The 21324-nt window shown below is 61.0% G+C and carries 18 protein-coding genes; 9 read left to right on the plus strand and 9 right to left on the minus strand.

Annotated features, from left to right (window positions below; genetic code table 11):
• Window positions 1–40 precede the first annotated feature (40 nt).
• The 4 genes from ptsI to cysZ form a co-directional block, all read right to left on the minus strand.
• Window positions 41–1768, minus strand: coding sequence for a phosphoenolpyruvate-protein phosphotransferase PtsI (ptsI, locus tag ACJ8J5_RS00210; RefSeq protein ID WP_025303782.1), 1728 nt, complete (start codon window positions 1766–1768; stop codon window positions 41–43).
• 46 nt (window positions 1769–1814) lie between these two features.
• Complete coding sequence (gene ptsH / locus ACJ8J5_RS00215) at window positions 1815–2072, minus strand: phosphocarrier protein Hpr (RefSeq protein WP_004936458.1); 258 nt, start codon at window positions 2070–2072, stop codon at window positions 1815–1817.
• Window positions 2073–2471: 399 nt separating this feature from the next.
• Complete coding sequence (gene cysK, locus ACJ8J5_RS00220) at window positions 2472–3440, minus strand: cysteine synthase A (RefSeq protein WP_004936453.1); 969 nt, start codon at window positions 3438–3440, stop codon at window positions 2472–2474.
• Between the two features lie 185 nt (window positions 3441–3625).
• On the minus strand, window positions 3626–4384 hold the full coding sequence (gene cysZ / locus ACJ8J5_RS00225) for a sulfate transporter CysZ (RefSeq protein WP_197770170.1): 759 nt from the start codon (window positions 4382–4384) through the stop codon (window positions 3626–3628).
• Between the two features lie 221 nt (window positions 4385–4605).
• Between cysZ and zipA the strand changes: the two genes are divergently transcribed.
• The 3 genes from zipA (at window position 4606) to ACJ8J5_RS00240 (ending at window position 7938) form a co-directional block, all read left to right on the plus strand.
• Window positions 4606–5622: a cell division protein ZipA gene (zipA, locus tag ACJ8J5_RS00230; RefSeq protein ID WP_043140339.1), complete on the plus strand. Its 1017-nt coding sequence runs from the start codon at window positions 4606–4608 to the stop codon at window positions 5620–5622.
• Between the two features lie 79 nt (window positions 5623–5701).
• Window positions 5702–7723: an NAD-dependent DNA ligase LigA gene (ligA, locus tag ACJ8J5_RS00235; protein ID WP_414105034.1), complete on the plus strand. Its 2022-nt coding sequence runs from the start codon at window positions 5702–5704 to the stop codon at window positions 7721–7723.
• Window positions 7723–7938 carry a DUF3820 family protein gene (locus ACJ8J5_RS00240; RefSeq protein ID WP_004936441.1) on the plus strand — a complete coding sequence of 72 codons (216 nt, stop codon included), beginning with the start codon at window positions 7723–7725 and terminating at the stop codon, window positions 7936–7938. Before ligA ends, ACJ8J5_RS00240 begins: the two co-directional genes overlap by 1 nt.
• Window positions 7939–7965: 27 nt before the next feature.
• Here the strand turns inward: ACJ8J5_RS00240 and ACJ8J5_RS00245 are convergent, their stop codons facing one another.
• Complete coding sequence (locus ACJ8J5_RS00245) at window positions 7966–8964, minus strand: bile acid:sodium symporter family protein (protein WP_414105035.1); 999 nt, start codon at window positions 8962–8964, stop codon at window positions 7966–7968.
• A 96-nt stretch (window positions 8965–9060) separates the two neighbouring features.
• Here ACJ8J5_RS00245 and ACJ8J5_RS00250 point away from each other — a divergent pair, with 96 nt between their 5' ends.
• Window positions 9061–9981: a LysR family transcriptional regulator gene (locus ACJ8J5_RS00250; RefSeq protein ID WP_261426096.1), complete on the plus strand. Its 921-nt coding sequence runs from the start codon at window positions 9061–9063 to the stop codon at window positions 9979–9981.
• A 1-nt stretch (window position 9982) separates the two neighbouring features.
• Here ACJ8J5_RS00250 and ACJ8J5_RS00255 read toward each other — a convergent pair whose 3' ends face one another.
• Entirely contained in the window at window positions 9983–10450 is a 468-nt protein-coding gene (locus ACJ8J5_RS00255) for a FlxA-like family protein (RefSeq protein WP_025303776.1), read from the minus strand.
• Window positions 10451–10502: 52 nt separating this feature from the next.
• Window positions 10503–11051, minus strand: coding sequence for a nucleotidyltransferase family protein (locus tag ACJ8J5_RS00260; RefSeq protein ID WP_261426098.1), 549 nt, complete (start codon window positions 11049–11051; stop codon window positions 10503–10505).
• Between the two features lie 159 nt (window positions 11052–11210).
• Between ACJ8J5_RS00260 and ACJ8J5_RS00265 the strand changes: the two genes are divergently transcribed.
• Together ACJ8J5_RS00265 and eutC are read left to right on the plus strand one after the other, a co-directional pair.
• Window positions 11211–12596: an ethanolamine ammonia-lyase subunit EutB gene (locus ACJ8J5_RS00265; protein WP_060433805.1), complete on the plus strand. Its 1386-nt coding sequence runs from the start codon at window positions 11211–11213 to the stop codon at window positions 12594–12596.
• A complete protein-coding gene (gene eutC, locus ACJ8J5_RS00270) occupies window positions 12593–13384 on the plus strand; it encodes an ethanolamine ammonia-lyase subunit EutC (protein WP_043140316.1) in 792 nt (263 codons plus the stop codon). Before ACJ8J5_RS00265 ends, eutC begins: the two co-directional genes overlap by 4 nt.
• On the opposite strand, the gene ACJ8J5_RS00275 is transcribed toward eutC, so the two are convergent.
• A complete protein-coding gene (locus tag ACJ8J5_RS00275; RefSeq protein ID WP_060447978.1) occupies window positions 13363–14265 on the minus strand; it encodes a LysR family transcriptional regulator in 903 nt (300 codons plus the stop codon). The two genes, eutC and ACJ8J5_RS00275, sit on opposite strands and share 22 nt — an antisense overlap.
• 449 nt (window positions 14266–14714) lie before the next feature.
• Between ACJ8J5_RS00275 and budA the strand changes: the two genes are divergently transcribed.
• The 3 genes from budA to ACJ8J5_RS00290 all read left to right on the plus strand — a co-directional run bounded on the left by budA (window position 14715) and on the right by ACJ8J5_RS00290 (window position 18941).
• Window positions 14715–15494 (plus strand): acetolactate decarboxylase, encoded by a 780-nt coding sequence (gene budA / locus ACJ8J5_RS00280; protein ID WP_025303770.1) that lies wholly within the window; start codon window positions 14715–14717, stop codon window positions 15492–15494.
• A 32-nt stretch (window positions 15495–15526) separates the two neighbouring features.
• On the plus strand, window positions 15527–17212 hold the full coding sequence (alsS, locus tag ACJ8J5_RS00285) for an acetolactate synthase AlsS (protein ID WP_414105036.1): 1686 nt from the start codon (window positions 15527–15529) through the stop codon (window positions 17210–17212).
• A gap of 142 nt (window positions 17213–17354) precedes the next feature.
• Window positions 17355–18941: an ABC transporter substrate-binding protein gene (locus tag ACJ8J5_RS00290; protein WP_308370220.1), complete on the plus strand. Its 1587-nt coding sequence runs from the start codon at window positions 17355–17357 to the stop codon at window positions 18939–18941.
• A 34-nt stretch (window positions 18942–18975) separates the two neighbouring features.
• On the opposite strand, the gene ACJ8J5_RS00295 is transcribed toward ACJ8J5_RS00290, so the two are convergent.
• Window positions 18976–21150, minus strand: coding sequence for a TonB-dependent siderophore receptor (locus ACJ8J5_RS00295; RefSeq protein WP_141967428.1), 2175 nt, complete (start codon window positions 21148–21150; stop codon window positions 18976–18978).
• Between the last annotated feature and the right edge of the window lie 174 nt (window positions 21151–21324).

Below are 21324 nucleotides of genomic sequence, written 5' to 3' on the forward strand. Positions count from 1 at the left end.
CTAAGCATTAAATTGGGCGGCGTTCCAGTGTCGTGGAAGTTTAGCAGAGCGTTTTTTCTTCGATGAATTTATTGACGCAATTCATCAGGTCTTGTGCCGTTGGCTGTGCCAAGGCCTGCGCTGCCAACGCCTTCACATCTTCGAAATTCGTGTTACGAATAATTTTCTTGATGCGCGGGATTGAAATCGCACTCATGCTGAACTCATCCAGCCCCATGCCCAATAACAACAGTGTAGCACGCTCATCGCCAGCCAGTTCGCCGCACATGCCGGTCCACTTGCCTTCTGCGTGAGATGCATCAATAACCTGTTTGATCAGGCTAAGTACTGATGGGGACATCGGGTTATAGAGATGAGAAATCAGCTCGTTGCCGCGATCTACCGCCAGAGTATACTGGGTTAGATCGTTTGTCCCAATACTAAAGAAGTCGACTTCTTTCGCCAGGTGGTGAGCGATGACCGCCGCAGCCGGTGTTTCCACCATCACGCCCACCTCGATGCTCTCGTCAAACGCCTTGCCTTCTTCGCGCAGCTGCGCCTTCAGCGTCTCGATTTCGCCTTTCAGATCGCGCACTTCTTCCACGGAGATGATCATCGGGAACATGATGCGCAGTTTGCCGAACGCCGAGGCGCGCAGGATGGCGCGCAGCTGGGCGTGCAGGATTTCACGGCGGTCCATCGCGATGCGGATGGCGCGCCAGCCGAGGAACGGGTTCTCTTCCTTCGGCAGGTTCATGTACGGCAGGTCTTTGTCGCCGCCGATGTCCATGGTGCGGACGATCACGGCCTGCGAGCCCATGGCTTCCGCCACGGCTTTATAAGCCTGGAACTGCTCGTCTTCGGTCGGCAGCGAGTCGCGGTCCATGAACAGGAATTCGGTACGATACAGGCCGACGCCTTCCGCGCCGTTGCGCTCTGCACCCGCGACGTCGCGCACGGTACCGATGTTGGCGCAGACTTCAACCTGATGGCCGTCCAGCGTAATTGCCGGCAGGTCCTTCAGCTTGGCCAGATCGTTTTTCTCGGTGATGTATTGGTTCTGGGCGGCTTTCAGCTGATCGATAACGTCAGCGGTCGGGTTAACGTAAATTTTGTTGTTAACCGCATCCAGAATCAGGTAGTCGTCGTTTTTCACCTGCTTGGTCACGTCGCTGGTGCCGACGATCGCCGGCAGCTCCAGGGAGCGCGCCATGATAGAGGTGTGGGAGGTGCGGCCGCCGAGATCGGTAATGAAGCCCAGCACTTTGTCCAGGTTCAGCTGCGCGGTCTCGGACGGGGTCAGATCGGTGGCCACCAGGATCACTTCGTCCTGAATGGAGCCCAGATCGACGATCGGCATGCCCAGAATGTTTTGCAGCAGGCGTTTGCCGATGTCGCGCACGTCGGCGGCGCGTTCTTTCAGGTATTCGTCGTCCAGCTCTTCCAACGCTTTTGCCTGACCTTCGATCACGGTGTAGGCGGCGGCGTCTGCGGAGGCCAGATCGTCTTTGATTAGGGCTATGATTTCCTGCTCAAGCTCTTCGTCTTCCAGCAACATGATGTGGCCTTCGAAGATAGCTTCCTTCTCTTCGCCGAAGGTTTCGCCAGCTTTGGTCTTGATCGCTTCCAGCTGTTCGGACGCTTTTGCGCGGCCGGCCAGAAAACGCGAGACTTCCTGCTCTACTTGATCAGCAGAGATTTTTTTCCGGTTGATGACGATGTCGTCTTCTTTCAGCAAGAGAGCCTTACCAAAAGCGATGCCCGGTGATACTAAAATGCCTGAAATCATAACCCTACCTTACTCTTGACTGGTGTTAACTAAAAAGACGGGCCGATTACTCAAGCTCTGCCATCAGTTTTACCAAGTGCTCAACGGCTTTCTGCTCGTCTTCACCTTCAGCTGAGATGGTCACTACGGTCCCTTGAGTCAGCCCCAGAGTTTGCAGTTTGAACAGGCTTTTAGCGCTGGCGCTTTTGCCGTTGGAGGTCACGGTGATGTCAGACGTGAAGCCTTTGGCTTCTTTAACGAACTGAGCGGCAGGGCGAGTATGCAGACCATTCGGAGCGGTAATAGTAACTTCTTGCTGGAACATTGATGTTTCCCCAACTTATTGGATTAATGTTGTGGAGTTAAAGTTTAGCCCAGGGGCCTGACTTTAACTTGTCTGGTTATAGCGCCTGACTATGGACAGGGGCGAACGTTGATGCAACAGAAAACGACGCGTTAGGCACTTCAGATCAAAAAACTCGGCTTTAGACGTCGTTCCAATCCGCTCCCCATTATGCCCGATTCGCCGCGTCGGCGACAGATGAGTAAATCGATTCAGCCTTGACCGTGCTCGGAGAGTGATTAATTTTGCGCATCGAAATAATGCAACGTTAAATACTAAAGGCGACGGGCAAAAGCAATCTTGGACTGCTATAAAGTTTGATCCAGTCCACAAAAAAGCACCCCGCAGGGTGCTTTTTTAGCGATTTGTGCAGTTGCGGAATTACTGCTGCAATTCCTGCTCGGTGAACAGATCGGCGAACAGCGCGGTGCTGAGATAACGTTCGCCGGAAGAGGGCAGGATGACCACGATAGTCTTGTCGGCGAACGCCGGTTCTTCGGCCAGTTTCACCGCCGCCGCGACCGCTGCGCCGGAGGAGATGCCCGCCAGGATGCCTTCTTCGTCCATCAGACGACGCGCCATGCTGATGGCTTCGTCGTTGGAGACTTTCTCGACGCGATCCACCAGGTCAAGATCGAGGTTGCCCGGAATGAAGCCGGCGCCGATGCCCTGGATCTTGTGCGGGCCCGGTTTCAGCTCTTCACCGGCCAGCGCCTGGCTGATGACCGGCGAGTCGGTCGGCTCGACCGCCACGGTGGTGATGGCCTTGCCTTTGGTGTTCTTGATGTAGCGGCTGACGCCGGTCAATGTGCCGCCGGTGCCGACGCCGGAGATGAACACGTCGACTTCCCCATCGGTGTCTTCCCAGATTTCTGGGCCGGTGGTTTTTTCATGGATGGCCGGGTTGGCCGGGTTGCTGAACTGCTGCAGGATCAGGTAACGGTTCGGATCGGTGGCGACGATCTCTTCGGCTTTGGCGATGGCGCCTTTCATGCCTTTCGCCCCTTCGGTCAGCACCAGATTGGCGCCCAGCGCCTTGAGCAGCTTGCGGCGCTCGATGCTCATGGTTTCCGGCATGGTCAGCGTCAGCTTGTAACCGCGCGCAGCGGCGACGAAGGCCAGCGCGATGCCGGTGTTGCCGCTGGTCGGCTCCACCAGTTCCTTGCCGGCGGTCAGCACGCCGCGTTGTTCCGCATCCCAAATCATATTGGCACCGATGCGGCATTTGACGCTGAAGCTCGGGTTACGTGATTCAACCTTGGCCAGAATGCGTCCGTTGCCGATACGGTTCAGACGAACCAGCGGCGTATGGCCGATTGTTAATGAGTTGTCTTCATATATCTTGCTCATAGCCCGTCCTTTAACTCTATGAAAATGTGGGGAACATCGAAAGCATACGCTAACAGTACCGGCAGGGAAGTAAAGAATTGGTATATCTATATGTTATTAGGAAATAAGTTTTAAGCACAATGATAAGGGCGCGAAATGCGCGCCCTGTCGAAAATTCCCGCGCTATCGGCGGTAAAAAACGGCGGTTATCGGACGAATTGCGAGCGGTAGCGATCGACCCACATCGCGGTGGCGCCGCAGACGGCGACCGGCAGGATCACCAGATTGAGGATCGGGATCATGGTGAACAGGCTGACCAGCGCGCCGAACTGCAGGTTGTCGGTTTTGTGCTGGCGCAAGGCGCGGCGCATGTCGGCAAAGCTCACCTTGTGGTTGTCGAACGGGTAGTCGCAATACTGGATCGCCAGCATCCAGGCGCTGAACAGGAACCACAGCACCGGCGCCACCGTTTGGCCGATGCCGGGCACGAAGTACAGCGCCAGCAGCAGCAGCGCGCGCGGCAGGTAATACATCAGCTTGCGCCATTCGCGCGCCATGATGCGCGGCAGATCTTTGGCGATGCCGAGCAGGCCGGTGTCCGGCAGCGGTTTGCCGGTCAGGCTGCCTTCGAGCTGCTCGGCCAGCAGGCCGCAGAACGGCGCGGCGATCAGATTGGTGATAGTGCTGAATAGATAGCTGAACACCAGCAGCACCGAAATGACCGCCAGCGGCCACAGCAGGTAGCTCAACCATTGCAGCCAGTCGGGAACGTGGCTCATCATCGCCGGGATCCAATCGCCAAGCCGGCTGAACAGCCACCAGAAAGCGGAGCCCATCAGCAGCACGTTGACCAGCAACGGCAGGACCACATAGCGTTTAATCCCCGGGCGCGAAATCAGGCGCCAGCCTTCGGCGAAATAGTGAATGCCGCTGGTCGAGCGGGAAGGGAGCTGCGTATAGGACATATCTTAAGTTATCTCGTTGTCTGAACAGGCATCATTATCATATAGGGATGATTTTCCACTGGCTAGGGTAGGGTTGGCTGAAAAACCAGCAGAAAAAGGCAGTATAATCATCTTTATTGGCATAAAGTTCAGCACGGACTTGCACTTGTGTGCGCGGGCAAATAGAGTTAAAGAGTGAATGTTTGCCGCGGTGGCAATGTATTGGAACAACAGAGATAGCAATGATGCAGGATTTGCGTCTGATATTAATCGTTGTTGGCGCGATCGCCATAATAGCGCTGTTATTGCACGGTCTGTGGACCAGTCGCAAAGAACGGTCAGCGCTCTTCCGCGATCGCCCAGCCAAACGTTCCCAAAAGGAACGTGAACAAACTCCGATCGACGATCTCGAAGAAGGCGTCGGTGAGGTGCGCGTACGCGCCGCTCACCCGCAAGACGAGCCGTCATTCGGCCATTTCGATGCCGCACGCGAAGAACCCGTGGCCGCGCCGAAGCCCGCTCCGGCGGCTGCGCCAGCGCCCCACGCCGTTCAGCCGGCTGCCCATCAGACGCCGCCTCCGCTGTCTCAGCGGCCGGAATATGATGATATCCTGCTGAACAACTACGCGCCGGACGAAGAACAGGCCGAACCGCAGCAACCGCAACCGGCCGTGCGCCGTGAGCCGCGCGTCGACGATCTGCCGCATGAACATGAGGCGCCGCAGGGGGCAGAACCGGCATTCCATGCCGAACCGGCTCCTGTGCAGCAAGCGCCGGAAGTGAAGCCTGCGCCGGAACCTGCACCGCAGCCTGCGGCTGCGCCAATTCAGGCTAAGCTGAAAGAGACCGTGCTGGTGCTGCACGTCGCGGCCCATCAGGGCGGCGTGATCGGCGGCGAAGTGCTGCTGCAGAGCGTGTTGCAGGCGGGCTTCCAGTTTGGCGAGATGGGCATCTTCCACCGCCATATCAGCCCGGCCGGCAGCGGCCCGGTACTGTTCAGCCTGGCGAACATGGTCAAGCCGGGGTCGTTCGATCCTGACATGATGTCCGATTTCTCCACGCCGGGCGTGTCGATGTTCATGATGGTGCCGTCTTACGGCGACGCCAATCAGAACTTCAAGCTGATGCTGCAGTCGGCGCAGCGCATCGCCGACGACGTGGGCGGCGTGGTGCTGGACGACGAGCGCCGCATGATGACGCCGCAGAAGCTGGAAACCTACAAAGCGCGTATCCGTGAAGTGTTGGAAAACAACGCCTGACCGGGTTGCCGCGCGCACTGAACATCCGTAACAACAAAGCCCCCGCTAGCCGGGGGTTTTTTATCTTTGATGGTGAGCCATGGAATCGATAATCCAACAAATCAATCAACTACGAGCCACATTGCGCCATCATGAATACCAGTATCATGTGCTGGATGCGCCCGAAGTGCCGGATGCGGAATATGACCGCCTGATGCGTGAGCTGCGCGAGCTCGAGAGCGCGCATCCGGAGCTGATCACCGCCGATTCGCCGACCCAGCGCGTGGGCGCGGCGCCGCTTGCGGCGTTCGACCAGGTGCGTCACGAAGTGCCGATGCTGTCGCTGGACAACGTGTTCGACGAAGAAAGCTTCCTGGCGTTTTACAAGCGCGTGCAGGACAGGCTCAAAAGCAGCGATCCGCTGACCTTCTGCTGCGAACTGAAGCTGGATGGCCTGGCGGTCAGCCTGCTGTATGAAGACGGCGAACTGGTGCGCGCGGCGACGCGCGGCGATGGCACCACCGGGGAGAACATCACCACCAACGTGCGCACTATTCGCGCCATCCCGCTGCGCCTGACCGGCGACAACATCCCGCGCCGGCTGGAAGTGCGCGGCGAAGTGTTCATGCCGCAGGCCGGTTTTGAACAGATGAACGAAGAGGCGAGGCGCAAAGACGGCAAGGTGTTCGCCAACCCGCGCAACGCCGCCGCCGGTTCGCTGCGCCAGCTCGATCCGCGCATTGCCGCCAAACGCCCGCTGACCTTCTTCTGTTACGGCGTCGGCCTGCTGGAAGGCGGTGAGTTGCCGCACAGCCATTTTGAGCGCCTGATGCAGTTCAAGGCCTGGGGCCTGCCGGTTAGCGATCGCGCCCAGCGCCGCACCGGCAGCGAGGAAGTGCTGGCGTTTTATCGTCAGGTCGAGCAGGACCGCGCACAGCTCGGTTTCGACATCGACGGCGTGGTGATCAAGATTGACGACATCGATCTGCAGGAAACGCTGGGCTTTGTGGCGCGAGCACCGCGTTGGGCGACGGCGTTCAAATTCCCGGCCCAGGAGCAGATCACCGTGGTGCGCGAAGTGGAGTTTCAGGTTGGCCGCACCGGCGCGATTACGCCGGTGGCCCGCCTTGAGCCGGTGTTGGTGGCCGGGGTGACCGTCAGCAATGCCACCTTGCACAATGCCGATGAAATTGAGCGGTTGGGGCTGCGCATCGGCGATACGGTGATCGTGCGCCGCGCCGGCGACGTGATCCCGCAGGTGGTGGGGGTGCTGGAAGACCGCCGGCCGCAGGATGCGCGCGAAGTGGTGTTCCCGCTGCACTGCCCGGTGTGCGGCTCCGACGTTGAGCGCGTGGAAGGCGAAGCCGTGGCGCGCTGCACCGGCGGTCTTATCTGCGGCGCGCAGCGCAAAGAGGCGTTGAAGCATTTCGTTTCCCGCCGCGCGCTGGACGTTGAAGGCATGGGCGACAAGATCATCGAGCAACTGGTGGACAAGGAGTACGTGAAGAACCCGGCCGATCTGTTCCGGCTGTCCGCCGGCATTCTGACCGGTCTGGATCGCATGGGGCCGAAATCGGCGCAGAACCTGGTCAATGCGCTGGAGAAATCCAAACAGACCACCTTCGCCCGCTTCCTGTATGCGCTCGGCATTCGCGAGGTCGGCGAAGCGACCGCCGCCAACCTGGCGGCGCATTTCGGATCGCTCGAGAAGTTGTTCGCCGCTGACATCGAGGCGCTGAAAGAGGTGCCGGACGTCGGCGAAGTGGTGGCCAAACACACCCGCAATTTCCTCGATGAAGCGCTCAATCAGCAGGTGATCAACGAGCTGGTGGGCGCCGAGATCGGCATCCACTGGCCGGCGCCGGTGGTGGTGGCGGCGGAAGAGATAGACAGCCCGTTCGCCGGCAAAACCGTGGTGCTGACCGGCTCGCTGAGCCAGCTGTCGCGCGACGAGGCCAAAGATCGCCTGACGGCGCTGGGCGCCAAGGTCAGCGGCAGCGTGTCGAAGAAAACCGATCTGGTGATCGCCGGTGAGGCGGCCGGTTCCAAGCTGGCGAAGGCGCAGGAGCTGGGTATCGCCGTGATCGACGAAGCGGAGATGATCCGCTTGCTGGGTGAGTGATGGAAAAAGAAAACCTGCTGGAGATCGCCAATACCGTGATGCCGTTCGGCAAGTACCAGGGGCGGGTGCTGATCGATCTGCCCGAAGAGTACCTGCTGTGGTTCGCCCGCAAGGGCGAATTCCCCAAAGGCAAGCTCGGCATGCTGATGGAGATGACGCTGGCGATTAAAATCGAAGGGCTTGACCACCTGGTCAAGCCGCTGAAGAAAAGCTGAACTGACGGGCCTTGGCCCGTCTTTTTTTTACCCGCGCGACGCCTGCGCGTTGGCGTTGGGCACCGCCTGTTGCGCCCGCTGCTTACGCTGATACCTTTTCGCCAGCACCGCACAGGTCATCAGTTGCACCTGATGGAACACCATCAGCGGCAGCACCATGATCCCTACCGTCGCCGCCGGGAACAGGATATTGGCCATCGGAATGCCGTTCGCCAGGCTTTTCTTCGAACCGCAGAACACGATGGTGATCTCGTCCGCCTTGCTGAACCCCAGCCAGCGCGCCATGTAGGTGTTCACCACCAGCACGATCGCCAGCAGCACGATGCTGCCGCCGACGATAAACGCCAGTGAACCGATCCCCACCTGATGCCAGATACCGTGCGTCACCGCCTCGCTGAAGGCGGCGTACACTACCAGCAGAATCGAGGTCTGGTCGGTTTTACCGATAAGCGGCCGATGGCGCTCGATCCAGCCGCCGATCAGCGGTCGCAGCAGGTGGCCGGCGACAAACGGCACCAGCAGCTGCAGCACGATCGAACCGACCTGCCGCAGGCCGCCGGTATCGCCGTGCACGTTCATCAACAGGTCGACCAGCAGCGGCGATACGAAGATCCCGAGCAGGCTGGAGGCGGAAGCGCTGCACACTGCCGCCGCGACGTTGCCGCCCGCCAGCGAGGTGAAGGCGATGGCCGACTGCACGGTGGCGGGCAGAATGCACAGGTAGATGAAACCGGCGTACAGTTCGGGGCTGACGTCGATCGGCGCCCACCAGGCGAACAGCATCCCCAGCGCCGGAAAAATGATGAAGGTGCTGAACATCACCCACAGATGCAGCCGCCAGTTATTGCTGCCGGCCAGGATGGCCTCGCGCGACAGCTTGGCGCCGTGCATGAAAAACAGCAGGGCGATGGCGGCGATGGTCAGGGCGTTGAGCCAGCCGACGAACTCGCCGCGCGCCGGCAGGAACGACGCCAGCAGCACGGTGGCGATCAGCGTCAGGGTAAAACGATCGGGCAGGAATCTCATGGCGATGCGCTCGGGTAGAAAATCGATGGGGCTATTCTCCCGCGCGGGCATATAATAATAAAATTGATTTATTTAATTCATCCATGAATAAAACACATGAATTACTCACTCAAACAGCTGCGGGTGTTCGTCGCCATCGCCCGCCACGGCAGCTTCAGCCGCGCCGGGGAGGCGATCGGCCTGACGCAATCGGCGGTCAGCCACAGCGTGAAAGAGCTGGAGGCGGAGGTCGGCGTGCGCCTGCTGGATCGCACCACGCGTGAGGTGGCGTTGACCGACGCCGGCCTGCGGCTAGCCAACCGGGTCGAACGGCTGCTGGACGAGCTGCAGGCCGCGTTGCTGGATGCGCGCAGCTTTGGCGTACAGCGCAGCGGCACGGTGCGGGTGGCGACGAGCCAGACCATTTCCGCCCATCTGATGCCGCAGTGCATCGCCGCCGGCGAGCGTGAATATCCAGAGATCCGCATCATGCTGCGCGATCAGGCGCAGCAGCAGGTGCTGCACAGCGTGCGTAACGCCGAGGTGGATTTCGGCATCGTGGTCGATCCGGTGCAGGCGGTGGATCTGGAGTGCGAAGCGGTGCTGCATGAGCCTTTCCTGTTGCTGTGCCGCGACGATCACCCGTTTGCTGCGCAGCAAGAGGTGCGTTGGTCGGCGTTAAACGGCTGCCGCCTGGTGTTGCAGGATTACGCGTCGGGCAGCCGGCCGCTGATCGACAGTGCGCTGAGGCAGCAGGGCGTGGAGGCGCAGGTGGTGCAGGAAATCGGCCATCCGGCGACGCTGTTCCCGATGGTGGCGGAGGGGATCGGCATCAGCATTTTCCCGGCGTTGGCGCTGCCGTTGCCGGAAGGGGGGCGGCTCCGGGTGCGGCGGCTGGTGCCGGAGATCAACCGTGCACTGATGCTGGTACGGCGCAAGAACCGTTCGCTGACGCCGGCGGCGGAGGCCATCTGGCAGGTGGCGCGTCAGCAGGCGGCGCTGCTGCAACAGCGCCGGCAGGAAAACGCGGAATATTGAGTCAGATATAGACGTCCACTGCGTTGAGCGGCGTTGGGCGGTTTACGCCGTCGCCGGCTTGCGCTGCGGCTTTTGCCATCTGCTCCTGCTGCTGCTTTTCCATTTCTTCTTTCTGGATGCGCGCGATCTCGGCCTGCAACATCTTGATCTGCGCTTCGATCAGCTGTTTCTGTTTTTCGATCTCTTTGGGGTCGGCGCTGGAGTCCTTCAGCTCCACCAGCTTTTGCTGCAGCGCCTGGATCTGCCGGTTCAGCGCCTTGATGCGCACCGAGGCGCGGCTTTCGTTGAGGTTAGCCGGTTCTTCATTGCCGTTGGCGCGTTCGTTTTTCTCCATCTTGCCGCCTTGCGGCTGGTTGTTGACCGGTTTGGCCATCAGCAATTCGCCCTGATGGCCCGGCGCGCTAAAGACGTTGCTGACGCCGGGAACGGTATTTTTGATCGGTACGATCATGGTGATGGTGGTCGACATGGATGCTCTCCCTGAGTCGGTATATCGCTGATCAGGGTATCGGCAGCGGCGGCTAAATCTTTACCTGCCGCAGACGCGGCCAGTGCAACAGCCAGCCTTTGTCGAGCACGCGCTGGGCATAGGCCGCGCGATCGCCGTTTTTCACGTTGAAGGTAATGGTGTCGTCGAACAGCGCCGCGAGCCCGAAGGGGGCCACCAGGGTGATGCTGTCGTCGGCGTTCAGGCGCGCGCCGATCGCCGTTTCCACTTCGGTCCAGAAGCTGATGGCCTCTTCGCTGTTGCGGTAGGGCGCCCGGCCGCCGCGCAGGTGCATGCGCGCCTGGTTCTTGACCGACCACGGCTGCGGCAGCCACTGTTGCAGCCGCGCCTCCAGCATGCGATCGCGTTCGGCGTCCGCACGCTGCGCATCGAAGTGGATCACGTCGATATCGTTGAGCGGCGTGGGCTCCCTATAGCCGTGGCGCCGATCCCACACCAGGTTGCGCACAAAGCCGGCGCCGAGGCACCAGTCATTCAGGCCGAGCCGGCGCACGGTGCGCAGGGCGGCCATGCGCGCGCTATCTTGTTGCAGCCAGTCGATAATTTGCCGTTGCGGATCCATCACCCCTCCTGTTTTCGCGGCTACTGTAACCTGAAGCGACGGCGGGTGAAATGGGGAGAGGCGTGATGGCGGCGATCGCGTGCAAAATAATTTTCTTTTCCCACTGACTACACTTGGTGCAGGGCTGTTATCTCGTCACTCGGGGCAAGGGAGGGGGCTATGTATCAGGCAACGGTGGGTCAACGCGGCTATCGCTTTGGCGATCTGCGCCAGCTGATGGCGAAGGCTTCGCCTGCACGCTCCGGCGATTATCTGGCGGAGGTGGCGGCGGAAAGCGCCGAAGAGCGCATGGCGGCGCGCATCGCGCTGGCGGATGTGCCGCTCAAGGCATTCCTGCAGCAGACGCTGGTGCCGTACGAGCAGGACGAGGTGACGCGCCTGATTATCGATAGCCACGATGCCGCCGCCTTTGAGCCCATCTCGCACCTCACGGTCGGCGATTTTCGCGACTGGCTGCTGAGCGAGCAGGCCGACAGCGCCATGCTGGCGCAGGTGGCCGCCGGTATCACGCCGGAGATGGCGGCAGCGGTGAGCAAGATCATGCGCAATCAGGATCTGATCCTGGTGGCGAAAAAGTGCCGGGTGGTGACGCGCTTTCGCAATACGATTGGCCTGCCGGGCCACCTTAGCGTGCGGCTGCAGCCCAATCACCCGACCGACAGCCTGCAGGGCATCGCCGCCAGCATGCTGGACGGCCTGCTGTACGGCAGCGGTGATGCGGTGGTTGGCATCAATCCGGCCAGCGACAGCCTGCCGCTGCTGGAAAAGCTCAACTACATGCTGGACGACGTGATCCAGCGCTTCGCCATTCCCACCCAATCCTGCGTGCTGACCCATGTGACCAACACGCTGCGGCTGATGGAGCGCGGCGCGCCGGTGGATCTGGTGTTTCAGTCGATCGCCGGTACCGAAGCGGCCAATCGCGGTTTCGGCATCAGTCTGGCGCTGCTGGCGGAGGCGCAGCAGGCGGCGCTGAGCCTCAAGCGCGGCACGTTGGGCGATAACGTGATGTACTTCGAAACCGGGCAGGGCAGTTGCCTGTCGGCTAACGCGCATCACGGCGTCGATCAGCAGACCTGTGAGGCGCGTGCCTATGCGGTGGCGCGCCATTTCTCACCGCTGCTGATCAACACCGTGGTGGGGTTTATCGGCCCCGAATACCTGTATGACGGCAAACAAATTATCCGCGCCGGGCTGGAGGACCACTTCTGCGGCAAGCTGCTCGGCCTGCCGCTGGGTTGCGACGTCTGCTACACCAACCATGCCGAAGCCGATCAGGACGACATGGACACGCTGCTGACGCTATTGGCCGCCGCCGGGTTGACGTTCCTGATCGGCGTACCGGGCGCGGATGACATCATGCTCAACTACCAAAGCACCTCGTTCCACGACGCGCTCTATATCCGAGAGCTGCTGGGGCTGAAGCACGCGCCGGAGTTCGCCGCCTGGCTGGCGGCGATGAACATCACCGACGAACGCGGGCGGCTGCGCGACGCCGCCGCCAATCACCCGCTGTTGCTGGCGCTGCAGGGAGAACGGACATGAGCAAACCGGTTCACGTCAACAGTTGGGATGCGCTGCGCGCCTTTACCGACGCGCGCATCGCGCTGGGGCGCACCGGCGCCAGTCTGCCGACCGACGAGCTGCTGCGCTTCGGCCTGGCCCATGCCCAGGCGCGCGACGCGGTGCATCAGCCTTTCGACAGCGAGCGGCTGGCGGCGGATCTGCACGATGCCGGTTGGCCCACGCTGGCGGTGCACAGCCAGGCTGGCGACCGCGCCGCCTACCTGCGCCGTCCGGATCTGGGGCGGCGATTGGCGCCGGATAGCCGCAGCCTGCTGCTTGGTTTACCGCCGCGCCGCGTCGATCTGCTGCTGGCGGTGGCGGACGGCCTCTCCTCCAAGGCGGTGCACCGCCAGGCGCTGCCGTTGCTGCAAGCGCTGCGGCCCTATCTCGATACGCTGGGGCTGACCGTGGCACCGGTGGTGCTGGCGCATCAGGCGCGGGTGGCGCTGGGGGATGAGATCGGTGAATGCCTGCAGGCTCGGGCGGTGGCGATGCTGATCGGCGAACGGCCGGGGCTGTCGTCGCCGGACAGTCTGGGCATCTATTTGACCTGGGGACCGAGCGCGCGCAGAACGGACGCCGAGCGCAACTGTATTTCCAACGTACGGCCCGAGGGGCTGGATTACCCGCAGGCGGCGTTCCGCCTGGCCTGGCTGCTGGAGCAGGCGTTCCAGCGGCGGCTGAGCGGCATCGAGCTGAAGGACGAGAGCGACAACCCGGCCCTGCATGGACGAGTGACGCCGCTTTACCCCCAGCTGGGCGGCTGACCGATGGTTTGCTGCAGCAGGGCAGTGAAGGCCGCCAGCCGGGCGGACACCTTCGCCATCGGCCGCAGCAGATAGATGCCTTGCTGCTCATGGCGCGGATCTTCCAGCATCTGCACTAGCTGCCCGTGCTGCACGTCCGGCCCCACCACCCAGTTGGGCAGAAAGGCAATGCCGAGCCCGAGCAGTGCGGCCTGACGCTGCGCGGTGAAGTCGTCGCAGCGCAGCGCCATGGTGCAGCGGCTCATCAGCGCCGCGTCGAGGATCTGCGCCCAGCAGGCCGGCTGTTGTTTGTGGTAGCGGGCGATCAGCCGGTGCTGCGGCAGCGCCTCCAGATCGCTCGGCAGGCCATAGCGGGCGACGTAGCCGGGGCTGGCGCACATGACCCAGCGTTGGGTGGCGATGCGGCTGGCGTACAGCGCGCTGTCCTTCTGCTCGCCGATGCGGATGGCGGCGTCCAGCCGTTCCTGGGTCGGATCGGTCTGGCGTTCGGTCAGATCGAGATCGACCCACAGCTGAGGGTACCGTTCCGCCAGCGTCGGCAGCAGCGGTAGCACATAGGTTTTGCCGAAGGTCGGCAGGCAGCTGATGCGCAGCGTGCCCTGCGGCGTTTCGTTCAGCGCGTTCAGCTCGGCGCGAAGGCCGGTAATGTCCGTCATCAGCGCGGCGGCGCGTGTCAGCAGCAGCTCGCCGGCGTCGGTCAGCAACAGGCCGCGGGTGGAGCGCACGAACAGCGTCGCGCCGAGCGCGCTTTCCAGCGCATCGATATGGCGCACCAGCGAAGAAGGCACCATACCCAGCTGGCGCGCAGCGGCGGAAAAGCTGCCCAGGTGGGCCACGTCGAGAAAAATTGGCAGATGTTCTACATAGCGGGCGTCATTCATTTTTGCATTATATGCAAAAGCGTTTCTTATGAATACCCGCTTCTCTGCCGGCGGCGCGGCGGCTACTCTGGCTGCGGGTTGACGACGGGCTTCAACGCCGCCTTATCCCGGCCGTATAGAGAGAAAACGCATAAACCTCGCGGTGCTTAGCACTAAATAACAGATGTTTTTCCCAGGCTGCGCGAGCCGCCTGCGGAGTTGATAGTCGCTCCAACACCAGATTAACCGTTCAATTTGATATCCGATCCAGCATTAATGATTAGTGAGCCTTTACTTTCACTCATCATGCTGTTGACTCTGGATATCGGCCGGCCAGCCGTGCCGGTTTTTTTGTCGCCTCAGGCTGAATCGTTCCAACTGATGAACGCGCCTGAGGGGCATCTTGGCCCGCCGTCGGCGGGTCTTTTGAACGCGTGGAACCGCAGTTCCGCGCTGGTGGAGGAGTCAGCATGAACGAAAAACACGGGTGTTCCTGTGCGCGCCATTTGGCGCAGGGTTTTGCCAGGCAGTCGATCAACGCCGGGGAGGGCGAAATCTATCAAATCTCGCTGATGAGCGCGCTCATCGACGGGGTCTACGAGGGGGAAACCACCATTGCCGAGTTGCTCAAACACGGCAACTTCGGCCTCGGCACCTTCAATCATCTGGACGGTGAACTGATCGCTTTCGACCAGGAAATACACCAGCTGCGCGCCGACGGCAGCGCCCGGCCGGCCGGCCTGCAACAGAAAACCCCTTTCGCCGTCGTCACCTTTTTCCAGCCCAGCGTCAGCCAGCAATTCGATCGGCCGATCACCAAGGCGCAGCTGCACCAGTGCATCGACGAACAGGTCGCCTCGCCGAACCTGTTTTGTGCGGTGCGGGTCGACGGCGAGTTCAGCCACGTGGAAACCCGCACCGTGCCGCGCCAGGAGCGGCCTTACCGCCCGATGCTGGAAGCGATAGAAGAGCAGCCGACCTTCTCGTTCCATCAGCGGCGCGGCACGCTGGTCGGCTTCCGCTCGCCGGATTACATGCAGGGCATCGGCGTGGCCGGCTATCACGAACACTTCGTTACTGACGATCGCAGCGGCGGCGGCCACGTGCTGGATTACCAGCTCGATCATGGCCGTTTGCAGTTCGGCGTCATCACCCGTCTCAATCTTCAGTTGCCGCATGATGCGGATTTCTTGCGCGCCAACCTCTGCCCAGAGGATTTGGACCGCGCGATTCGTTCCGCCGAGGGTTAACCCCGGCGATCGTTTTCTTAGGAGGTGGAACCATGGCACAGGAAAAAACAGGCAATGACTGGCAATGCGGCGCCGATTTGGTGGTGAAAAACCTGGAAGCGCAGGGCGTCAAACACGTTTTCGGCATTCCGGGCGCCAAGATCGACCGGGTGTTCGACTCGCTGGAGGACGCGCCATCGATCGAAACGGTGGTGGTGCGTCATGAGGCCAACGCGGCCTTTATGGCGGCGGCGGTCGGCCGCCTGACCGGCAAGGCAGGGGTGGCGCTGGTCACCTCCGGGCCGGGCAGCTCCAACCTGATCACCGGGCTGGCGACCGCCACCTCGGAAGGGGACGCGGTAGTGGCCTTCGGCGGGGCGGTGAAGCGCGCCGACAGCCTGAAGCAGACGCACCAGAGCATGGATACCGTCAGCATGTTCCGGCCGGTGACCAAGTATTGCGCCGAAGTGCATGCCGGTTCGGCGATTTCCGAGGTGATCGCCAACGCCTTCCGCCGCGCCGAGTTCGGCCGGCCGGGGGCGTCGTTCGTCAGCCTGCCGATGGATATCGTCAATGAGCCGGTCACGGCGCCGGTGCTGGCGGGCTGCCGCTTGCCGCGCATGGGGGCCGCGGCGGCGGACGACATTCAGGCGGCGGTGAAACTGATCCGCCAGGCCAAATGCCCGGTGCTGCTGCTGGGCTTGCAGGCCAGCCGGCCGGAGAACAGCGAGGCGGTGCGCCATCTGCTGTACCGCACCCATATGCCGGTGGTCGGCACCTATCAGGCGGCGGGGGTGATCGACGTCAACCACTTTGCCCGTTTCGCCGGCCGCGTCGGCCTGTTTAACAACCAGCCGGCCGATCAGCTGCTGCAGAAGGCCGATCTGGTGGTGAGCGTCGGTTATGATCCGATCGAATACGATCCCTGCATGTGGAACAGCCACGGGCGGCTGAAGCTGGTGCATATCGACGTGCTGCCGGCGGATATCGATACCTGCTATCGGCCGGACGTCGAGCTGGTGGGCAACATCAGCGCTACGCTGAACATGATGACCGAAGCGTTCACTGAGGCGGTCTGCGTGCCGCCGGAGGTGGAGCTGATCCTCACCGATCTTGGCCGCCAGCGTACTGAACTGGCGGAGCGCGCCGCGCGCCGCGGCGGCATGCCGATCCACCCGCTGCGCATCGTCAAGGAGCTGCAGGACATCGTCAGCGACGACGTGACGCTGTGCGTGGACATGGGCAGTTTCCACATCTGGATCGCCCGCTATCTTTACAGCTTCCGCGCTCGCCAGCTGTTGATCTCCAACGGCCAGCAAACCATGGGGGTGGCGCTGCCGTGGGCCATCGGCGCGGCGCTGGTGCGCCCCGGCGACAAGGTGGTGTCAATCTCCGGCGACGGTGGCTTCATGCAGTCGAGCATGGAGCTGGAGACCGCGGTGCGGCTGAAAAACAACATCGTGCACGTGATCTGGGTCGATAATGCCTACAACATGGTGGAAATGCAGGAAGTGAACAAATATCAGCGCAAATCCGGCGTGGAGTTCGGGCCGATAGACTTCAAGGCCTACGCGGAATCCTGCGGCGCGGTCGGTTTCGCCGTGCAGTCGGTGGAAGATCTGCGGCCGATGCTGCGCAAGGCGATGGCGATCCAGGGACCGGTGGTGGTGGCCATTCCGGTCGACTACGCCGATAACTATAAGCTGATGGCGCAGATGAACTTTAGCCAGATGATTTAATTTCATCATCCTCGCGCCGTTTCACCGGGGCAGGCCGCTTGCGCGCCTGCCCGTTTTATGCGCGGAATTTGTCCTTTACATCGCTAACTGCATGATTTATTGCTATCCGTTGGGCTGTTTTTTCACCACTGGGGATAGCGCAATGAAAAGAAAAGCAATAACGATCGGGCTGCTGGCGTTGGCGATTGCCGGCGGCGCGCGGGCCAATACGCTGGTCTACTGTTCCGAAGGCTCGCCGGAAGGCTTCAACCCACAGCTGTTCACCTCCGGCACCACGGTAGACGCCAGTTCGGCGGCGATCTACAACCGGCTGGTGGACTTCAAACCCGGCACCGTCGAGCTGCAACCCAGCCTGGCGGAAAGCTGGGAGGTGAGCGAAGACGGCAAGCGCTATACCTTCCACCTGCGCAAGGGCGTGGCATTCCAGAGCAATAAATATTTCACGCCCACCCGCGATTTCAACGCCGATGACGTCATCTTCTCGTTTATGCGCCAGAAGGACGCCGACAACCCGTATCACAAGGTCTCCAACGGCGCCTACACCAACTTCGAGTCGATGGAGTTTGGCACGCTGATCGACCGGATCGTCAAGGTGGACGACCACACCGTGCGCTTTGAGCTCTCCCGCGCCGAGGCGCCGTTCGTCGCCGATCTGGGCATGTATTTCGCCACCATTTTATCGGCGGAATATGCCGACGCGATGCTGAAGGCCGGCACGCCGCAGCGGGTGGACAACGATCCGATCGGCACCGGGCCGTTCCAGCTGGTGCAGTACCAGAAGGACGCGAAAATCCTCTACAAGGCGTTCGATCGTTACTGGGAAGGCAAGCCGAAAATCGATCGGCTGGTGTTTTCGATCACGCCGGATGCGACGGTGCGTTACGCCAAGCTGCAAAAGAACGAGTGCCAGGTGATGCCGTTCCCCAACCCGGCGGATCTGGCGCGCATGCGGCAGGACGGCAACCTTCAGGTAATGGAAAAATCCGGCTTGAATATCGGCTTCCTGGCGTTCAACACCCAGAAGAAACCGTTGGATAACGTTAAGGTGCGCCAGGCGCTGGCGCTGGCGGTCAACAAGCCGGCGATCATCGACGCGGTGTTCCACGGCGCCGGCCAGCCGGCCAAGAACCTGCTGCCGCCGACCCAATGGGGCAGCAACGCGCAGCTTGAAGACTACCCGTATTCGCCGGAGCGGGCGAAGCAGCTGTTGCAGGAGGCCGGGCTGGGGCAGGGGTTTGACATCGATCTGTGGGCGATGCCGGTGCAGCGGCCCTACAATCCCAACGCCAAGCGCATGGCGGAGATGATCCAGGCCGACTGGGCTAAGATCGGCGTGCGCGCTAAAATCGTCACCTTCGAGTGGGGCGAATATTTGCAGCGGATTAAAAACGGCGAGCACCAGACCGCGCTGATGGGCTGGACCACCGCCAATGGCGATCCGGATAACTTCTTCGGCCCGCTGTTCACCTGCGCTTCGCTCGGCGGCTCCAACTCGGCGAAATGGTGCTACAAACCGTTCGACCAGCTGATCCTGCAGGCGCGTGAAGAGAACGATCATGCCAAGCGGGTGGCGATGTACCAGCAGGCGCAGGTGATGATGCACGATCAGATGCCGGCGCTGATGATCGCGCACTCGACCATCTTCGAACCGGTGCGCAAGGAAGTGAAAGGCTACGAATTAGACCCGTTCGGCAAACACATCTTCAAGCAGGTGTCGCTGGAGAAATAAAGCGGGGCGCCGCATTGCCGCGGCGCCCAAAACGTTACCAGCTGTAGCTGACCGTCGCGGTGACGGTACGGCCACTGCCGTAGAAACAAGCGTCCACGCCGCCACAGGACGAAACGTAATGCTTGTCGGTCAGGTTGTTGACGTTAACCTGCAGCGCGGCGCCTGCCAGGCTCGGAGCCACTTCTCCCAATTCGTATCGCGCCATCCAGTCATACAGCGTAAAGGCCGGCACTTTGTAGGTGTTGGTCGCATCGCCTTGGCTGGCGCCGCTGTAGCGTACCCCAGCGCCGGTGGAGAGGCCTTTCAGCGGCCCTTGCAGGAAGCTGTAGGTTCCCCAGGCGGAGGCGGCGTGCGTCGGCACCATCACCAGCGTCTTGCCGCGCTGATCGTCGACATAGGTTTCTTTGGTAACGATGTCGGTATAGGTATAGGCCGCCATGAGCTCAATGGCCGGGGTGAGCTGTGAATGCACTTCGGCTTCCAGTCCTTTGGAGCGCACCTTGCCGATCTGCTCCTTATACTTGGTGACCGGGTTGGTGGAGCTGACGTTTTTCTGCGTCAGATCGAACAGCGCCAGTGTCACCAGCGTGTTGCCGTTTTTCGGCTGGAATTTCACGCCGATTTCGGTTTGTTCACCGGTGGTGGGCTTGAACGGATCGGTGCCCGGCGCGCCGGTATCGAGGTTGGGTTCAAACGATGTGCTGTAGCTGATGTACGGGGCAATGCCGTTGTCAAAGGCGTACAGCAGGCCGCTGCGGCCAGTCAGCTTGGTGTCGTTTTGCTGACTGTCGCTGGATCTCAACATGTCCTGAGTGCGTAGCTCGGTCCAATCATTGCGCAGCGACAACAATAAATTCCAACCGCCGTAGCTCATCTGATCCTGCAGATAAACGCCGAGTTGATCCAGCACCTTGCGGTTATCGGTGACCTTCGGCAATGCGCTTTCGTTGACCGGCATGCCGTAAACCGGCCGAGTCCAGTCGAGGAAATAGCCAGCGCTGTCGCCGCGCCAGTTTTGGGTATTGACCTTGCTCCACTTGTAGTCAAGGCCGGTCAACACGCTGTGCTCGACGTCGCCGGTGCTGAATTGCGCTTTCAGTTGGTTATCCAACCCCAGCTCATGGGATTTGACGATATCTTTTTGCGGACGGCGCTGCAGCAGCGTGCTGTTTTTGGCTTGCGACATGAACACCAGATATTTGTAACGTTCATCCACCGTGGTGTAACGCATGTTCTGCTGGAAAGAGAAAACGTCGTTGATATAGTGCTCGAAGATATAGCCGAACGAGGTTTGTTCGCGGCGAGCCTGATTGAAACCGGGATCGCTGACGTTGAAATCATACGGCAGATAGCCGGCGCTGCTTTTGATCGCCACGCCGGAGGTCGGCAGGAAGTTGCGGTAGCCGTTCTCCGGTTCTTTCTGGTAGCTGGTCAACAGGGTGAACGTCGTATCTTCATTGGCGATATAGGTCAGCGCCGGTGCGATGGCGAAGCGTTTTTCCTTGTGATCTTTGATACCGGTCTCTTTGGTGCCGGCGATGCCGTTAAGGCGGTACAGCAGTTTGGCGTCCTCGTCCAATGCGCCGCCGAAGTCGAAAGCGGCCTCTCCTTGATGCAGATTGCCCGCGCTCAATTGAAGTTTGCGAATAGCCTGGACGACGGGGCGCTTGCTGGTCATCGCCACCAGCCCACCCGGGTTGGCCTGGCCGTACAGCACAGAAGCCGGGCCGCGCACCACCTCAACGCGTTCAAGCAACCAGGGATCGATCTGGCCGCTTTGATAGCTCAGGCCGTCCAGATATTTTGGGGCGTAACGAAAGCCGCGTACGATCACTTCGTCGCTGCGGTTAGAGGTGCCGCGGTATTCCGCCACGACGCCGCTGGAGTATCGCAGCGCCTGAGCAACGGAAGCCGCATCCTGTTGATCCATTTGATCGCGCGTGACGACGGTGATGGCCTGCGGCGTTTTTACCAACGGCGCGGCGCTTTTGGTTCCCGCCGCGCTTTCTTTGGCGACGATGCCCTGCAGCGGCGCGGTGACGCTTTCCTGTACGCCGGCGACGACGGTGATATCACGCTCAACGTTGTCGGTTTCGGCCTGTGCGCCCGGCACCAACAGCATGGCTGAGGTCAGCAAGAGTGTGGATGCATGTGCCTTGGCTGGGTGACGCAGAGGTTGATTAGCGGTATTTTTGGGTTGTTCTGACATTTTTCATCCCTTAAAAAACAATTTTATATCAAGCTATTGCTGTCTTTTTCTCATTTGGCGCCGCCGAGAAGGGCTGCGCAGTTCCTTGCCATAATGAACGGTGGGCGAATGGCTTACCGTTTTGCAGAGCCACGCTTCGAAGTGGCCTTGTTGACCTCAGGCGCGTTGATTTAT

Origin of the sequence: Serratia sp. CY43202, assembly GCF_052168755.1 — a bacterium.
Classification (GTDB): Bacteria; Pseudomonadota; Gammaproteobacteria; order Enterobacterales; family Enterobacteriaceae; genus Serratia; species Serratia bockelmannii.

Bases quoted from the DNA above. Each gene is read 5' to 3' on its own strand.
- ACJ8J5_RS00255 (WP_025303776.1), bottom strand. From the start codon at position 10,450: ATGTCGACCACCATCACCATGATCGTACCGATCAAAAATACCGTTCCC.
- alsS (WP_414105036.1), top strand. From the start codon at position 15,527: ATGGCACAGGAAAAAACAGGCAATGACTGGCAATGCGGCGCCGATTTG.
- cysK (WP_004936453.1), bottom strand. From the start codon at position 3,440: ATGAGCAAGATATATGAAGACAACTCATTAACAATCGGCCATACGCCG.
- ligA (WP_414105034.1), top strand. From the start codon at position 5,702: ATGGAATCGATAATCCAACAAATCAATCAACTACGAGCCACATTGCGC.
- ACJ8J5_RS00265 (WP_060433805.1), top strand. From the start codon at position 11,211: ATGTATCAGGCAACGGTGGGTCAACGCGGCTATCGCTTTGGCGATCTG.
- eutC (WP_043140316.1), top strand. From the start codon at position 12,593: ATGAGCAAACCGGTTCACGTCAACAGTTGGGATGCGCTGCGCGCCTTT.
- zipA (WP_043140339.1), top strand. From the start codon at position 4,606: ATGATGCAGGATTTGCGTCTGATATTAATCGTTGTTGGCGCGATCGCC.
- ACJ8J5_RS00275 (WP_060447978.1), bottom strand. From the start codon at position 14,265: ATGAATGACGCCCGCTATGTAGAACATCTGCCAATTTTTCTCGACGTG.
- ACJ8J5_RS00250 (WP_261426096.1), top strand. From the start codon at position 9,061: ATGAATTACTCACTCAAACAGCTGCGGGTGTTCGTCGCCATCGCCCGC.
- ACJ8J5_RS00290 (WP_308370220.1), top strand. From the start codon at position 17,355: ATGAAAAGAAAAGCAATAACGATCGGGCTGCTGGCGTTGGCGATTGCC.
- ACJ8J5_RS00260 (WP_261426098.1), bottom strand. From the start codon at position 11,051: ATGGATCCGCAACGGCAAATTATCGACTGGCTGCAACAAGATAGCGCG.
- ACJ8J5_RS00245 (WP_414105035.1), bottom strand. From the start codon at position 8,964: ATGAGATTCCTGCCCGATCGTTTTACCCTGACGCTGATCGCCACCGTG.
- ptsI (WP_025303782.1), bottom strand. From the start codon at position 1,768: ATGATTTCAGGCATTTTAGTATCACCGGGCATCGCTTTTGGTAAGGCT.
- cysZ (WP_197770170.1), bottom strand. From the start codon at position 4,384: ATGTCCTATACGCAGCTCCCTTCCCGCTCGACCAGCGGCATTCACTAT.
- ACJ8J5_RS00295 (WP_141967428.1), bottom strand. From the start codon at position 21,150: ATGTCAGAACAACCCAAAAATACCGCTAATCAACCTCTGCGTCACCCA.
- budA (WP_025303770.1), top strand. From the start codon at position 14,715: ATGAACGAAAAACACGGGTGTTCCTGTGCGCGCCATTTGGCGCAGGGT.
- ptsH (WP_004936458.1), bottom strand. From the start codon at position 2,072: ATGTTCCAGCAAGAAGTTACTATTACCGCTCCGAATGGTCTGCATACT.
- ACJ8J5_RS00240 (WP_004936441.1), top strand. From the start codon at position 7,723: ATGGAAAAAGAAAACCTGCTGGAGATCGCCAATACCGTGATGCCGTTC.